We start from the raw sequence: 16282 nt of genomic DNA on the forward strand, positions 1-16282 counted from the left end.
ATTACCAACCCCCACCGCCGCCGGAACCCCCACCCGATGAGCCACCACCGGACGATCCAGAACCCCGAGAGCTGGAGCCTGATGAACTTGAACCGGAGCTTGAACTGCTGCTGGGTGTCGCCATAGACGATGCGGTACAGGAACGACTAAAGCGATTCACGCGCTGCCAGTCTGCGTCGACAAAGGCTTCCGACATAGCCCCGGATTTACTGAGATATTCGGCAAAGGTATTGGCCCAGGTCTTGCCCACGCCGAGCGCTAGCGCCGCCGGTAACAGGCTTTCAAAATGGGCAACCAATTGATCGGGTGGGTAAAGTGCCTGATAACGATTTCTCTCGGCCGTACCCAGATACAGTTTCAGCCCTTGCGCAGTGGCCAAATCATTCAGCCCCCGTTGGGTGTATCGCGGGATCATCCAGCCAAAAGCTATGCATAGCAGAATGGCGGCCAGCAGCGCGCCAATATACCCGGCTGGAAACTGCGTCAGGGGCAACATGCCAAATAAGAAAGCGCCACCGCCAAAGGTGGTCAACGGGCCAAATAGAAGAGCAATAACCAAGGGGATGAACCCAAAAGTATTCCAGGTTTTTCTCGGGCTAAATAAAAATCTCAACGGTAAAGAGAGCAGCAAGATCCCGAACAGCAGGAAAATCAGGGCAGGAATGGTGATTACTGCCGCGCCGAGATTAAACAACGCCCCGCAGATCACCGGGATCAGCAGCATGATATAGACCGCGCGGCGCACCGGTTTACCCCATTTGTTGAATAATTTCTCACGCTGGTCTTCACTGCGTTTTTCCAACCATTTACGGGCATTTTGCATTGGCCGCTGATAGGCCAGGCCGAGGTTGATATTTTTGCGACTGCCGCTAAACAGCAGGCCGAGTAACTGTTTATCGCTGGTGGTCAAGCGCTTGTTATTGTCATCTGGTTGGTACGATAACCATTGTTCATCCGCCGATTGAAACCTGGAAAACCACGGGCCTGTGGATTTGCTCGCTTTAAGCGTGATCGCTGCGCCACGTTTGGCGACCAGCTCCAGCAAATCGCTGCTGAAAGCCACGTCGTCGTACTTACGCTGGGTAATAAACCGCAGATAGCCTGGCGACAGGGTGGTAGGCATCGCATATAGCGGCACAACCGGCGGCATCTTCAAGCCAATTGCGGTCACGTTCTTACGCCACCACCACAAACAATAGACCGTGAGCAGCAGCACTGGTATCCAGATCGCACTGGTTGCCAGCGTAGGTAACAGCAGGTGCACCAACGGTGAAGATGCTTGCGGGGCAGCGGCACCGGCCAGAATATCGCGTGGCCAGGTGTAGACAACGGTTAGTCCTTCGCCTTGGTCCAGCGGTTGCGTGGTTTGCACTCCGCCGTCGGGAAGTATACTGGCGTTGTGCTCTTTTGCGCCCAGCGTTCCGGTATAGACATCGATGGAACGCAGCCGGGAGTCTCTACCTTCGTTATCCAGATAATTACTGGCGTCCGGCAGTTCCAGTTGGAAGCTGGCCTTGGTGATTGGATAGGCCCAATCGTTCCCCGTGACGTTCCAGTAGAGTTCGTCCCACTCGGGGAAACGGCTGAAGTGGTTACTGACCTGATAGCGGATCTGGTAGTTATAAATCGCCGGTTGCAGGATGTGCTCGGCACTACCAATACGCACTGTCAGCGTCTTTGATGTTTTATCCAGGCTATAGGGTTCGGCAACGCCGTCGCGCAACACTTCTTTAATCTGATAATCGACGCTGAAAATCTTGCCGTCCTGGCGGTTCCAGGTGAGCGGTAGGGTGCGGAAAATCCCACGGCGTATCTCTTGCCCTAAAGACAGCACCTTGATGTTTTCCCGCATTTCCATGCTGCCGTCCGGGTTAAAGTGCGCATAGGTATCAAATGAGAGAATATGCTCATAGGCACGTACCCAACGGGGAGCACTTGCTGGCGCAGCCTCTCTGTCGGAAGCCTCGGCAACGGGGGCTGCCCCAACGGCGATATCATCAGCCGTAGCCGGCGCGGCTCCTGTCATCAATAGCGATAACACCCATAAAACGCGCACGACCCAACCTGATATTGCGGCCATCGTGCTAGTCCATCCGTGGAACTTTAGCTTCCTCGGGATCTTCGAGTTCGAAGAACGCATCCGCTTTAAAATTAAACAGCCGGGCCAGGATTAAACTGGGGAACGACTCCACCAGAATATTGAAATCGCGCACCGTACCGTTGAAATAGCGGCGTGCCATTTGCAATTGTTCTTCGATCTCTGCCAGAGATTGTTGCAGGGAGAGGAAGTTTTGGTTGGCTTTCAGTTCCGGGTAGGCTTCTGCCAGCGCAAAAATGCGGCTCAAAGCACCAGAAAACTCTTTTTCACTCTCGGCAACCTGAGGGGTGTTGCCAACCAGGTCGCTGCGCTGGCGTGAGAGGGTTTCAAACAGTTCTTTCTCATGCAGAGCGTAGCGCTTCACCAGAGTCAACAGGTTGGGGGCCAGATCGTGGCGGCGTTTGAGCTGCACCGCTATACCGCTCCAGGCTTCGTCTTTGAAACGGCGCAGGGAGATAAAGCGGTTATAAGTCATCACGGCCCAGATCAGCACCACGGCGATCGCGGCCAGAGTGAGATAGATTTCCATTTTTCATTCCATGTTTGATGGGGAATACATCATTCCATTGTATGTTTATGGATACTATCTTATACCGCTAGGGTGGGTAAATCTCGCTATGTCCAGCAAGCCCCAATCCACAAGGAAAACCTAAGCCATGTATCAACTAGAGTCATTCCGTGAAGACGATTTAGACGCCCAGATAGCCTTGGTGCGCGCCAATCCTCTGGGGCTGATCGTTAGCCAGGGGCCACAGGGTTTGGTAGCAGATCCGATCCCCTTTCTTATTGATACCGATGAGCAAGGGCAGGTGACGCTTAGGGCGCATCTGTCGCGAGGCAACCCACATTGGTCGTTACTGCAAGCTGGGCAAGAATGCCTGGTGGTGTTTCAGGGGGCTGAGGGCTATATCTCGCCGGGATGGTATGAAACCAAGCGGCACACTGGCAAAGTGGTGCCGACCTGGAATTATGCCGCCGTACACATGTGGGGGACGCCAACGGTCACGCAAGATAGCGTCTGGCTGCGCCAACTGCTAACGGAACTGACGGCGGTGCATGAAGGCAATCAACCGCAACCTTGGCGTCTTGACGATGCGCCAGCGGAGTATATTGCCGCCAATATCAAAGGTATTGTCGGCATCGAAATCGCCGTCACCCGGCGTGAAGGGAAATGGAAAATGAGCCAGAACCGCAGCGCTGCCGATATAGCCGGGGTGATTGACGGCCTGCGAGCCGGTGACGATTGCCAACAGCAACTCGCCGATGAGGTTGAGCGCCGTCGCGGATAAGGTATGCTTAGTGCAAATGTTTTCTGCAGAGCGAACGATGGATTACAGCAAAATTATCAAAGAAATAGGTCGTGGCAAGAACCATGCGCGCGATCTGGATCGGCAAACGGCTTTTGATCTCTATCAGGCGATGCTGGCCGATGCCGTGCCACCTCTGGAGTTGGGAGCCATCCTGATCGCCATGCGTATCAAGGGGGAAGCCGAGGAGGAAATGCTTGGCTTCTATCAGGCGATGCAACAGCAGGTGATGCGGTTGCAACCCCCACAGGGTCGCCCGATGCCGGTGGTGCTCCCCAGTTATAACGGCGCTCGTAAACAAGCCAACCTGACGCCGTTACTGTCATTGTTGTTGGCCAAAGTCGGGCTGCCGGTCGTGGTTCACGGCGTAGTGAATGACAGCACGCGCGTCACCAGCGCAGAGATTTTCCGTGAGCTTGGGGTGCCATGGTCTGAAGATCCCCAGACTGCCCAACGGCGTTTGGACGGCGGAGATGCGGTGTTTATCCCGGTGTCGGCACTTGCGCCAGCGTTGGAAAACCAGCTTGGCTTGCGCTGGAAGATGGGCGTGCGTAACAGCGCCCACACGTTGGCAAAATTGGCGACGCCATTTGGTGAGCAGGACGTGTTGCGCATTGCCAGCGTTTCTCATCCGGAATACGTCGAGCGCGTTGCCTCATTTTTCTGCCAGATCGGTGCACGGGGATTACTGATGCATGGCACCGAAGGGGAGGCTTACGCCAATCCGCAACGCTGTCCAAAAATCCACTATATCGTCGGTGGTGAGCAGCAGATTTTGCTGGAACGGCCAGAACAGGATGCGTTAGCTGAGGTGCCTGCCGCCAAGGATGCCGCAACTACGGCGCGTTGGACTGAACGTTGTCTGGCTGGCGAGGTTGCCATTCCCGAGCCTATCGCTCGGCAGGTTGCCTGTTGCCTGGTCGCTACCGGCCAAGTGGAGACATTGGATCAGGGGCTGGTCAGGCTGCGATAATCTGCCTTATTACCTTCTATTACCAGGGGCGAATACCTTTGCCCCGAGTATTTATCACTGCTGTGCTGGTTATTTTTAGTAAAAAAATCTCAAATACCAGACTATATATTACTAACCACTTAATTTATGGCATAAGCTGGTGGGTTATGTGATAAGACGGGATAAAAACGTTTAAAACTCAGTGTATAACTTTAAAGAAGTAGATTACACTCAGCTCATCAGCTTTGGGGTCTTGCATGATTTTCCATCGATTGCGGAGGTTTGCTCCGTTTTGGTTGTAAAAAAGGACTTGTAAGCTACTCTATCTAAACCATAAGAAGAGAAGCGCTTAAAATACATAGACGGTTTTCCATTATGTATTTGGGTTATAGATCACGTTATTTTACATTCGTGATTTGTATGTATTCATACAGTGCCAAGTGTAATCTTATAGGTCTGGATTATGAGTAAATATGATGATGTCCAAGGATTTAAAGACAAGACAAATCTCAAAGAGATTGATTATAAAGAATTTCCTCACGACGATGTGGCATCGGCCCCGCACCGCTGGTCTATAGTAGATCAGGTGGCAGGTAATGGTGGCATCCCTGCCAACAGCTCGCAGCCAACGCCGATCAATAGTACGGATCTCTCTTCCAGTGCGCCTTTAGGGTTCGAGCCTCCTGCACAGCCCAAGGCGGTGATAACAGAAAATACCGCCTTGCCCGGCCATATTCCTCATAATTTTGATCGTTTTGCTCCGCCGGTGGAGCCTAAACTCACTAAAATCGCCCAGCCGGAAAGCCCGCGTGACGTTCTTGCTCAGGGTAACCCTTTTATTTCCCCTGCAAGCGTTCCGCCGTCCGCTCCGCAACCAGAGAACCAACGTTTTAAGCAGATGTTCAGCAAGAAAACGTCCTCTGCCGGTGAAGTGATGGACGCTGGTCGTAATACATTACTCAAACCACTTTTAGAGTCTATTGCCTCATGCCGTTAGTCTGTGTTTGTTCTCCGAAAGGAGGGGTAGGGAAAACCACGGTTACTGCTAATCTGGCTTATGCATTGGCCCGTAGCGGCAGTAAGGTGTTGGTTGTCGATTTCGACACGCAGAATGCGTTAAGGCTGCATTTTGGCGTGCCTATTTCCGATAACCGAGGTTTTGTTGCCCAGTCGGCAAGTTTATCCGATTGGAGCCAGTTTATTCTCAAAGTTGGGCCGAACCTGTTCGTTTTACCTTACGGTGATGTCACTGATGATCAGCGCCTTCAGTTCGATGACAATCTGCTCAATGAGCCAATGTTCATTCAACGTGGCCTGAGTGCGGTGCTGAAGATCCCCGGCATGGTAGTGATCGCCGATATGCCGCCGGGGCGCAACGCGGCAGTGCAGGCCATGCAGGCAGCGGCGGACATGCGCATTATGGTATTGCTGGCCGATACTGCATCGCTCAGTTTATTGCCCACTATTGAGCAGCATAAGTTTATGAGCGCGCCCGCCAGTAAGGAAGTCGGCGAGTATTATGTGGTAAACCAGAGTGACATGCGGCGTACGTTGAGCAGGGACGTGACGCAATTCTTCGAACATCGGTTGCAAGACAAATTGCTAGGAACCATTCACCGCGATGAGTGTGTCCCAGAGGCCAACGCATCGCAACGGGCGATCATGGATATTAGCCCAGTGTCGGCTGCCGCATTTGATATTGAGCAGATCAGTAAAAAGGTCGCAGTAATTTTAGGGCTTAGTGTTGGAGATGGTACGTATCATCATACTACGTCTATTTATGGCTCTTCGTAAGGATTGTCTGGTTAGTTATGAATAAAATACTCTTTTATTTCTTACTGCTGTTGGCCTTACCGTTTATCCTGCTGATTATCATTGCCCCCATGAGCAGTGATAATCAGTATATCTTTGGCCTGATCTGCATTGCGATAGTGTTTATTTTAGGGGTGAGTAAAAGCAAAAAAGTTACCCTGGTAATGATTGTGATGTCGACCCTGATGTCATTACGTTACATCTACTGGCGCGCGACAGAAACCCTGCATTTCAACAGTACCCTGGAGGCCGTGCTGGGTATTGCCCTGTTTATCACCGAACTGTATGCCTTGGTGATATTGCTGTTTGGTTATATTCAGACTACCTGGTCATTAAAACGTACTATTGAACCGCTGCCCGACGACACGTCGCTATGGCCAACGGTAGATGTCTATATTCCTACTTACAACGAAAGTATGGACGTGGTGCGCGACACTATCCTGGCGGCGCAGTGCATTGACTACCCGAAAGACAAGATGAAAATCTACGTGCTGGATGACGGCAAACGTAATGAGTTTGCCGTATTCTGTGCCGATGCGGGCGTAGGCTATATTACCCGCAACAATAACCACCATGCCAAAGCGGGCAATCTGAATAACGCGATGAAAGTGACTCAGGGTGAATTGATCACCGTGTTTGACTGCGATCACGTGGCAACCCGCGCCTTCTTGCAGGCGACGGTCGGCAGCTTCCTGGTGGATGAGCGCCTGGCATTGATCCAGACCCCGCACTACTTCTATTCCCCGGATCCGTTTGAACGCAACCTGTCAGAGGCGAGCAAAGTCCCTAACGAAGGCGCACTGTTCTACGGGCCTGTGCAGCAGGGTAATGATAACTGGAACGCCACGTTCTTCTGTGGCTCCTGTGCCGTGATCCGCCGTTCGGCGCTGGAGGAGGTGGGCGGTTTTGCGGTAGAAACCGTGACCGAAGATGCTCACACCGCCTTGAAGATGCAGCGCCGGGGCTGGAACACGGCATTCCTGGCATTGCCATTGGCTGCCGGGCTGGCCACCGAACGCTTGGGGCTGCACGTGATCCAACGTACCCGCTGGGCGCGTGGTATGACGCAGATCTTCCGGGTGGATAATCCCTTGTTGGGGCGCGGCCTGACCTGGCAGCAGCGTTTATGCTATCTGAACGCCATGCTGCATTTCCAGTACGGCTTACCCAGGGTGATATTCTGCGTGGCACCGCTGGTTTATCTGCTGTTCAACCTCAATATCATCGCCTCTTCCGCCGGGTTGATTTTCGCCTATGTGTTACCGCATCTGGTGATGTCGATCTATATCAACTCCAGAGCCAACGGACGCTATCGCTATTCGTTCTGGGGGGAAATCTATGAAACAGTGATGTGTTTCCACCTGGTGATACCGACCCTGTTGACGATGATCTCGCCAAAGCACGGCAAGTTTAACGTGACGGATAAAGGCGCGTTGCTGGACGTTAACTATTTCGACGCCCATATTGTCCGGCCGCATATTATCGCCGTGTCCTTGCTGTTAATCGGTAGCGCCTGGGGCGTGATCCGCCTGGTGATGCCGGATCACTATGGCGCTAACCCGCAGGTTATTTGGTTAAATATTGCCTGGGCCAGCTTCAGCATGATTATCCTGCTGGCCGCCATTGCCGTAGCGCGGGAGACTCGCCAGGTCCGAAAAACCATCCGTATCGATGCTACGTTGCCTGCTGTGCTGTATTTTGCCAGCGGCGCGGCGATGCGTACCGAAACCCTGGATCTTTCGATGGGTGGGGTCAAATTGAAAACGCCGGATGAGCGCTTCCTCAACGATCCGATCGAAGAGGTGGAAATATCGCTCAAGTCCGGCGCCGTCAGTTTCCCGGTTGAGCTGATCGATGCCGACAAGTCGGTGACCCGCTTAATGTTCAAAGAGATGCCGATTGAAAAACGGCGGGAATTGGTACGGGTGGTATTGGCGCGGGCAGATGCCTGGATCGAGACCAAACCTTTCCCACAGGATCGGCCACTGCGTTCGTTGTTGGGCGTCCTGCGCTGTATTTTCGAGTTTTTCTATTTTTCCTGGCGCGATCGTCGGGCCAAAAAGCAGCAGAAAAGGCCTGAGCTAAAGCGGGATAAGGAACAAGCCCTATGAGCCGGGTGAAAACCAAGTTGTCGACAGGCAGATCTACGCTCATTGCCCTGGTCAGCGGCCTGATGTTGGGAATGGGGCTTTCTGGTCTCGCCCTTGCGGCCGATCCGCAGCCTGCGCCGTCCCATGCCAGCGATGCTGTCGAGATGCCAGGTTTTCCTACCTTGCCGCGTCCAACAGATGCTCCACCAGCGGGGGCAGTGCCGAGCAGTGCTGAACAAACTGCTCCGCTTGATATCGCTACGCCACCGGTTACCGTCTTCAATCAGTCGCTCGCTTCCACGCTCAGCGTGGGCGAGATGGGGCAAACCACAGGATTGACGTTGAGCAACTGGCAACAGCAGTCCGGCTTCACCTTTACTTTACCCTCGGACTGGGTGGTAACGGACGGCAATCTGGTGCTGGATCTCGACATTTCCCCGGCCCTGATAGGAACCGATACCGAGCTGCAACTGATGCTCAATGGGCAACCCTTGAGCACCCAGAAGCTGAACCAATTGCATGAAGGCAAGGTCAGTTTGCAGGTACCGATCCCGGCCGCCATGATCGTAGCGCGCAACAACCTGAGTTTCAGCATTGGCAATGGCAGCAATGCGGCCATGTTGTGCGAAAAGGGGGCGGCCAATAAATATTGGCTCAAGGTGCTGCCAACCAGCCAGTTACATCTGGAAAACCAGGTGCTGAATATCAGCCCGAACCTCGGCCGTTTCCCCAATCCGTTCTTCGATCCTCAGGCCATGCAACCCACCCTGGTGGACGTGATCTTCAGCCAGGAAAAACGGCCGGAGGAGGTTGCCGCCGCCGCTATCGTCAGTTCTTATCTGGGGAAAGTCACGCGCCATAATAACCTGGACTTTCAGGTGTTGCAGGATAGCTTGCCCGAGCAGAATGGTATTATCTTTGCGCGCCCTGGAGAGCAAATTGGCCAACTGACGCTGCCACAGGCCGAGGGACCGACCCTGCAGGTGATTGATAACCCGCTGAACCCGGTTTACAAGCTGCTATTGGTGATGGGGCGTAACGCCACAGAGATGCGCCAGGCAGCCTATCGTCTGGTTAGCCAGCCTTTGCCGGAGAAAACCGCGTTGCTGGCGGTGAAGCCGGTGACTATTCCGCTGCGCCAGCCCTACGACGCCCCGCGCTGGATCGATACCAGCAAGCCGGTCAGCTTTGATAAGCTAGTGGCCAGTAATGAGGAACTGACCGTCACCGGCGTTTATCATGACGCGGTGCGCGTTGCTTTCCGTGCCGCCCCGGACCTGTTTATGTGGGATGGCAGAAACGTCCCGCTGCAAATCAACTACCGTTTCCCCACCGACAACTGGATCGATGAGAATAAATCCCAGCTCAGTGCCACGCTGAATGGCACTTTCCTGCGTAACCTTTCGGTGAACAAACGCGGACTGCTGGAGTTGCTGTGGCACCAGTTTGGCGGCGATATTCGCCAGGAACAATACACCTTGGCCCTGCCACCGTATCTGATTTACGGCGACAACATGCTGGAGCTTTATTTCTCTATCGTGCCGAAAAACGGCGCCTCCTGCGATCCGGCGGATAGCAATACCCTCAAGAGCCATATCGGGCCCAACTCGTATATTGATCTGAGCGATACCTACCATTTCACCGAGTTGCCCAATCTCTCTTATTACGTCGGGGCCTCCTTCCCGTTCTCCAAGCTTGCGGACTTCTCGCAAACCGTGCTGTTAATGGCGGAAAAACCCACGGCCAACGAAGTACGCGCGCTGTTGAACCTAACCGCTCGCTCAGGCGCGGCTACCGGCAGCTCGATTGGCAATGTGGATATCCGCTTTGGCCTGCGGGGCAACGAGAACGAGTTGGACGACTTCAAGGGCAAGGATGTGCTGGTGGTCGCCTCACTGGCTCAGCGCGCCTTCTATCAGCGGCTGTTGCAACAGGTGCCTTTTGCGCTAAACGATAGCGGCGGGCTGGTGGTGAAGGCGCAGTCTACGCTGGAAAAACTGCAGTCCTACCTGAAAGGTAACTGGCGGACCCAGGGCATCGACGCCGATCGTTATCTCTCCTCAGTGACGGACTGGCGTGGATTTTTCAGTTTCCGTTCCGGTTGGGATCCGCAACGGGTAGTGGTGGTCGCCAGCGCCTCTTCCGACGATGGCCTGAACAAGATCTATGGCGATCTGAAATTGGCCCGGCTCAACGCCGGGGTGCGTGGCGATCTGGCGGTGATCACCGATCAGAACGGCGTACGCAGTTTCCAGGTTGGCGAACAGTTCCCGAGCGGGGAGCTACCCTGGTATCTGATCTTTATCTGGTATGCCAGTAAACATGTGGTGCTTTTATCGCTGACCGTGTTGGGGATTTCCGTGGTGTTGGGGCTAGGGCTGTATATTTTGCTCCGCAAGCATGCCGCCAAACGCCTGGGGAGAGATGCAGAAGATGAAAGTTAAAACACGTCTCGACCAGAAGCTAGACAGGAGCCGCCAATGAACCTATTGCTGAAAAAGAAACTGTATTGGGTCTCTCTGGCCGGGCTGACGATTTTTTCGGTGTCGGCGTTGGCGGATGACAATAACCCGGCGCTGAAAGCCCTGTTTCAACAGGCGGCTTACTGGCATGACAAATCGCATGACGAGCTGGCCCAGGGGGCGTTGCAGAAAGTCCTGTTGATCGACGAGAACAACGCCGAGGCAATGTATCTGCTATCCCTGTATGCCATGCAGGGCGGGGATAAGGCCAAGGCCGAAATCTGGCGCAAAAAACTGAGCGCCGTCGCGCCTAACGATCCTCGTCTCCAGGCGTTGAGTAACACCGAAACCGCTCCGTCGGTCTCCAAGAATCTGTTAGCACAGGCTCGGCAGTTGGCGGCCAAGGGGGAGTTTGCCCAGGCGGCTGCGGCCTATCAGACGGTGTTCAACGGCAAGACACCGATCGATAACCTTGCCAATGAGTATTACCTCACCTTGGCGGGGTCACCGGCAGGCAGGCAGGAGGCGATTGACGGCCTCAAACAGCGGCTGGCTATTCAGCCCAATGACACACAAACCCGTGTGGTGCTGGGCAAGGTGCTGACCTATCAGGAATCGACCCGCCGTGAGGGGATCGATATGTTGGCGGCGATGGCCCCTGGCAATAATGAGGCGGATCAGGCGTTGAAACAGGCGCTGCTGTGGCTGGCACCGCAACCGGCTGACAAGCCGCTGTATGATGCCTATCAGCAACGGCACCCGGCAGACAAGGCCGTGGCGGCCTATTATCAGCAGACTATTGCCGGCTCGGCCAAAGGCGTTGGGTTCTCCGAACTGAATAAAGGGGATCTGGGCAGCGCCAAGGACCAGTTTGCCGCTATCCTGGCCAGCAACCCGAATGATGGGGATGCTCTGGCCGGGATGGGATTTACGGCGATGCGCAGCGGAGACTTCGCGCAGGCAGAAAATTATCTCACCCAGGCGGCAAAACAGGGCGGCCCACAGAGTGCACAGTGGGGAGCTTTGGCTCAGGAAGCGGCGTTTTACGCGACATTGGACAAAGCCAAGCAGGCTGCCAACGCAGGGCAATTGGATGAAGCCCTGGCGATCAGTGCGCCCCTGAGCCGTGCCACAGGGGATAAAGGCAACGCGGCGACGCTGTTCCGGGCCGATCTGGCTCGTAAGAAAGGGGATTTCATGGCGTCTGAGCAGATGTATCGCGGCTTGCTGACGCAAAATCCGCAGAATAATGATGCCAGGCTGGGGCTGTATTATTTGTTGCAGCAACAGCGTGACAAAGGCCCGGAAGCTGCCCAGATACTGCAAACGATTCCAGCCGAGCAACGACCTAAAGTCCCGCAGGCGGTGGTGGGGGTGAATGTCGATCCCCAGCGCAGGCAGGCCGAGGCCGCCATGCAGAATGGCGATCCGCAGCGAGCGATGATGATCCTGCAACAGGCGCTGGAAAAGCAGCCATCGAACGTTTGGGTGCGGCTGGATATGGCACGCATCCTGAACAAACAGGGGCAAGAGTTGCAGGCGCAAACCCTGATCTCCCCGCTAATGCAGGTTGGCGCTTCTCCAGACAGCCTGTACGCGGCAGCGCTGTTTGCCTCGGAACGTAACGACTGGCTGAACGTTTCCACCCTGATGGCGCGTATCCCGCAAGGCAGGCAGAACAGCAGCATGCGGGCTCTGGTGGCCACTGCGTCGGCCAACCAGCAGCGGGCCAGTGCAGAAAGTTATCTTCGCCAGGGCAACACGGCCAGCGCGGCGGTCATCTTGCGGCAGTTGGCGCAAAAGCCGCCGACTGAACCCGCGGCCCTTGGGGAGCTGGCAAAAGATTTGATGACGGTGGGGGATACCTCAACGGCGGTCCAACTGGTGCGTGACAACATGCGCCTGGGGGTTAAAGGCAATGCGGGTGATTACGCGGCCCAGATCGCGGTGCTCAATCAGGCCGGGTTAAGCCAGGAGGCCGATGCTTGGCTGAATAACCCGGCGTTGCGGGCGCGCAGTTCAACCCGCGAGATTGGCCAACTGCGCAACGGCAGCGTGATCAATGAGGCGGATAAACTGCGTTTACAGGGGCAGTACAGCGCCGCGTATGACAAGCTGATCGGCGCGCTGCAAAACGATCCGCAAAATACCGATATCATGCTGGCGATGGGGCGTCTCTATCAGTCTGGCAATATGAACAAAGAGGCCGGGCAGGTTTACAACTACCTGCTCAGCCGTGACAGCCTGAACCAGGGCGCGCGCGAAGGCGCCGTTGGGGTCGCATTGTCCGATGGCGATGTCGATCGGGCCAAACAGTTGCTGCGCGGCTTGCCTGCGCTTAAAACGCCGGATCAGTTGCTGCTGGCGGCGCGCGTGGCTCAAGCGGACGGTAACTATCCACAGGCGATGGTGTTCCTGCGCGAGGCGAAAAACCGAGTCAATGGCGTAAGCGGTGCGCCAGGCGGGGGGCCTGCAGTGATTGGCGGTTTGCGGCTGGCGGATAATCCGTTTGCCGCGCAGAGCACGGCATCGTCGAGCGTGAATACCTCTTCCTCGGCTTACGGTGAGGTGCTGCCTTGGCAGGTTGCAGCCCCGGGTTATGCCCGCGCTCCAACAGCGGTGGTGAAAAATCCTACCTTGCAGCAGATTGATAAGTTGATGGACGAGGTGCAGGGCAAGACTGCCACCTGGGTACAGGGGAATATTTCTCTGCGTGATAACAGCAGTGGTGAAAGCGGCCTGAGTAATATCACGGAAGTGAGAAGTCCGATCACCCTGTCAGGCATGCCGTTCGATAATGGCAGGCTCAGTGTTGATGTGACGCCGGTGATGCTGAAATCCGGTACGCCATCCGACAGCGCCAACAGCCGTTTTGGTACCGGGGCGCTGCAACAGGCCAGGGCTATCGAGGCCGCAACTCAGGCCTCAGTGATTGCCTCACAGACCTCAATTGCTGCCGCACAGGCCGCCGATCTGCGTTATCAGCAACTGCATGCTACCCGCGATAGCCTGTGTTCTATTGACGCCACCTCGCCAGAGTGTGCTGCCGCCACGGTGGCGCAGGATCAGGCCTTTAACGAAAGGCAGACGCTGGCTGGCCTGGTGACACAGCCGAAGACCTTTGGCCCTAACGATATCTATGCCGATTCACCGGGTCAGCAGCAAGATACCGGGGTAGAGCTGGCGTTAGCACTAAGCGGTGACAGCTATAAGCTGGACGTGGGCAGTACGCCTATGGGCAGCGGTATCAGTTCGGTGGTGGGAGGCGTGAAATGGTCACCCAAGCTGACCGAGCACTCAACGCTGGATATGACACTTGAACGCCGCGCGGTAAAAGATAGCCTGCTCTCCTATGTCGGGACCGAAGATACCATTACCGGCAAGAAATGGGGGGCGGTGACCAAGAACGGCGGTGGCGTAAATCTTGGATACGATGATGGCGTGCTCGGAGCTTACGGTGGCGCGGGTTATTACAGCTACGTGGGTGATAACGTGGCGGATAACCATAGTGTGACCGGCATCCTGGGAGCTTACATCCGCCCTTATAAGGATGATGATAGCGAGCTGAAGGTGGGCGTTAACGTCAACTACATGGATTTTGACAAAAACCTCAGCTACTTCAGCTATGGCCAAGGGGGTTATTTCAGCCCGCAGGACTATCTCAGCATCTCGCTGCCGGTGGAGTACACCAAAAAGCAGGATAACTTCACCTATATTCTGAGCGGCAACGTTGGTTATCAGACCTATAACAATCAGGAAAGCCTGTATTATCCGAACGATCCGGATCTTCAGTCTCAGTTGGAAAGCCTGGTCAGCCAGGGTTACGGCAAAGAGGCCAGATATGCCAGCGAGGACAAGAGTGGCATTGGCTACAGCCTGAAGGCGGGGGGGACCTATAAGGTCACGCCAAGCGTGTTGGTTGGGGGGCAGTTGGGTTATGACACTTTCGGCAGCTATTCCGAGAGCACGGCTTTGCTCTATTTTAAATATCTGTTAGATGGAAAATAACCATGCAAGATATTAACACTACCGGGTATGAGCTTGATTATTATCGCCAGCGTCAGTTTAAGGCGGGTTGGCAGGATCTGATCGAAGTGGTTTTTTCCGGCATTCTGGCTTCTGCTGATGATGCGGACAGCCGCGATTTTCTGCGTTTGATGGGGAGTAACCTGGCGAAGAAGCTGCCATTGCCGGAGGCGGAAACGGTGGGAGAGTTGGAAGATGCTCTCAATGCTTTACTACGCCAGTTTGACTGGGGCAGGGTGCAGATTGAGGCCAATGGCGAACAGATGATCCTGACCCATTATGCCTACCCGCACAGTGCCGATCCGGCCAACGAAGACGTCTGGGCACTCTCTTTTGCCACGGTGCTTGAGGGGGCCTATGACGCCTGGCTGCTGGCTCAGGGCGGTGAGGCGCATGTTTCCCTACGCTGGCGCAGCCCGGCCAAGGATAACACCCTGGTCTTTTGCTACAGAAACGAGCAACGCAGGTAAACATGATGGCGAAAAGCAGGTTTGGTAGGCTCCGCGTACTCCTGCTTTGGCTGGGGTTGGTGTTGTCCCTTGGTGCCCAGGCTGCCGACAGCGGTTGGGCGCAATACAAACAGCGTTTTCTATTAGCTGACGGACGGATTGTCGATAGCGGCAATAACAACGTCAGCCATACCGAAGGGCAAGGGTTTGCCATGCTGTTGGCGGTCTACAATGACGACCGTCCTGCGTTTGACAATCTCTGGCAATGGACCCGCAAGACTTTGTATCGCCAGGATATCGGCCTGTTTTCCTGGCGCTATGAACCGGGGAAGGCGGTGCCGATAGCCGATAAAAACAATGCCACCGATGGCGATATCCTAATTGCCTGGGCCTTGTTGAAGGCGGGGAAACGCTGGAATGTGCCTGCCTATCTCGCTTCCTCGGCGCAGATACAGCAAGCCCTGCTCAAACATACCGTCATCGACTATGCCGGATATCGGGTGATGTTACCCGGTGCTAACGGTTTCAGGCAAAACGGTTCAGTGATCGTTAATCCTTCCTATTTTGTCTTTCCCGCCTGGCACGCATTTTACCAAGAAAGCCATTTGACAGCGTGGAAAAAGCTCATCGACGATAGCATGACCATGGTCAGCCGAATGCGCTTTGGCAAACAGCATCTGCCCAGCGACTGGGTCACGCTACGGGCCAATGGGCAAATGGCTCCGGCTAGCGATTGGCCACCGCGCTTTGGTTTTGATGCGGTGCGGGTTCCGCTCTATCTCTATTGGGACAAGGCCGACAGCCTGTCACTGAGTCCGTTTGCCAGCTTTTGGCGCGGCTTTGATCGCCGGGCGACACCGGCCTGGCTGGATGTGCTTAGCGGCCAGCGCGCCGAGTATAATCAAAGCCCGGGAATGAGGGCGGTCAGGGATCTGACGGTGGGAGATCGGGGGCCGCTGAAAGATCGCCTGGCACCCGATGAGGATTACTACTCTGCCAGCCTGCACCTGCTGGCCTACTGGGCACAGCGCAGCCAGCTTGTCCCCTCACCCTAACCCTCTTCCGCAGGGAGAGGGAGCTGATAGC

General features: G+C 55.0%; 11 protein-coding genes. 9 read left to right on the top strand and 2 right to left on the bottom strand.

Going from position 1 to position 16282, the window contains the following annotated elements; all coding sequences use genetic code 11:
- Position 1: 1 nt before the first annotated feature.
- Together A6U95_RS27730 and A6U95_RS27735 are read right to left on the bottom strand one after the other, a co-directional pair.
- Entirely contained in the window at positions 2 to 2080 is a 2079-nt protein-coding gene (locus A6U95_RS27730; protein ID WP_065686835.1) for a DUF2207 domain-containing protein, read from the bottom strand.
- A gap of 4 nt (positions 2081 to 2084) precedes the next feature.
- A complete protein-coding gene (locus tag A6U95_RS27735) occupies positions 2085 to 2627 on the bottom strand; it encodes a LemA family protein (RefSeq protein WP_065686836.1) in 543 nt (180 codons plus the stop codon).
- Between the two features lie 127 nt (positions 2628 to 2754).
- On the opposite strand from A6U95_RS27735, the gene A6U95_RS27740 reads away from it, so the two are divergent.
- From A6U95_RS27740 to A6U95_RS27780, 9 genes are all read left to right on the top strand, one after another.
- Positions 2755 to 3387, top strand: a complete 633-nt coding sequence (locus tag A6U95_RS27740; RefSeq protein WP_065686837.1) for an FMN-binding negative transcriptional regulator — start codon at positions 2755 to 2757, stop codon at positions 3385 to 3387.
- Between the two features lie 37 nt (positions 3388 to 3424).
- Positions 3425 to 4378 carry a DNA-binding protein YbiB gene (gene ybiB / locus A6U95_RS27745; protein WP_065686838.1) on the top strand — a complete coding sequence of 318 codons (954 nt, stop codon included), beginning with the start codon at positions 3425 to 3427 and terminating at the stop codon, positions 4376 to 4378.
- A gap of 442 nt (positions 4379 to 4820) precedes the next feature.
- Positions 4821 to 5354 carry a cellulose biosynthesis protein BcsO gene (locus A6U95_RS27750; RefSeq protein WP_065686839.1) on the top strand — a complete coding sequence of 178 codons (534 nt, stop codon included), beginning with the start codon at positions 4821 to 4823 and terminating at the stop codon, positions 5352 to 5354.
- Positions 5345 to 6151, top strand: a complete 807-nt coding sequence (bcsQ, locus tag A6U95_RS27755) for a cellulose biosynthesis protein BcsQ (RefSeq protein ID WP_065686840.1) — start codon at positions 5345 to 5347, stop codon at positions 6149 to 6151. The genes A6U95_RS27750 and bcsQ overlap by 10 nt, the downstream gene beginning before the upstream one ends.
- Positions 6152 to 6168: 17 nt before the next feature.
- Positions 6169 to 8280, top strand: coding sequence for a UDP-forming cellulose synthase catalytic subunit (gene bcsA, locus A6U95_RS27760; RefSeq protein ID WP_065686841.1), 2112 nt, complete (start codon positions 6169 to 6171; stop codon positions 8278 to 8280).
- Positions 8277 to 10703 (top strand): cellulose biosynthesis cyclic di-GMP-binding regulatory protein BcsB, encoded by a 2427-nt coding sequence (bcsB, locus tag A6U95_RS27765; RefSeq protein WP_065686842.1) that lies wholly within the window; start codon positions 8277 to 8279, stop codon positions 10701 to 10703. Before bcsA ends, bcsB begins: the two co-directional genes overlap by 4 nt.
- Positions 10704 to 10739: 36 nt before the next feature.
- A complete protein-coding gene (locus A6U95_RS27770) occupies positions 10740 to 14729 on the top strand; it encodes a cellulose biosynthesis protein BcsC (protein ID WP_065686843.1) in 3990 nt (1329 codons plus the stop codon).
- 2 nt (positions 14730 to 14731) lie between these two features.
- Positions 14732 to 15217, top strand: coding sequence for a cellulose biosynthesis protein BcsD (gene bcsD / locus A6U95_RS27775; RefSeq protein ID WP_065686844.1), 486 nt, complete (start codon positions 14732 to 14734; stop codon positions 15215 to 15217).
- 2 nt (positions 15218 to 15219) lie between these two features.
- Entirely contained in the window at positions 15220 to 16251 is a 1032-nt protein-coding gene (locus A6U95_RS27780) for a glycosyl hydrolase family 8 (RefSeq protein WP_139102477.1), read from the top strand.
- Positions 16252 to 16282 lie beyond the last annotated feature (31 nt).

Source organism: Serratia sp. 14-2641 (genome assembly GCF_001692375.1).
In the GTDB taxonomy this organism is placed as follows: Bacteria; Pseudomonadota; Gammaproteobacteria; order Enterobacterales; family Enterobacteriaceae; genus Chania; species Chania fonticola_C.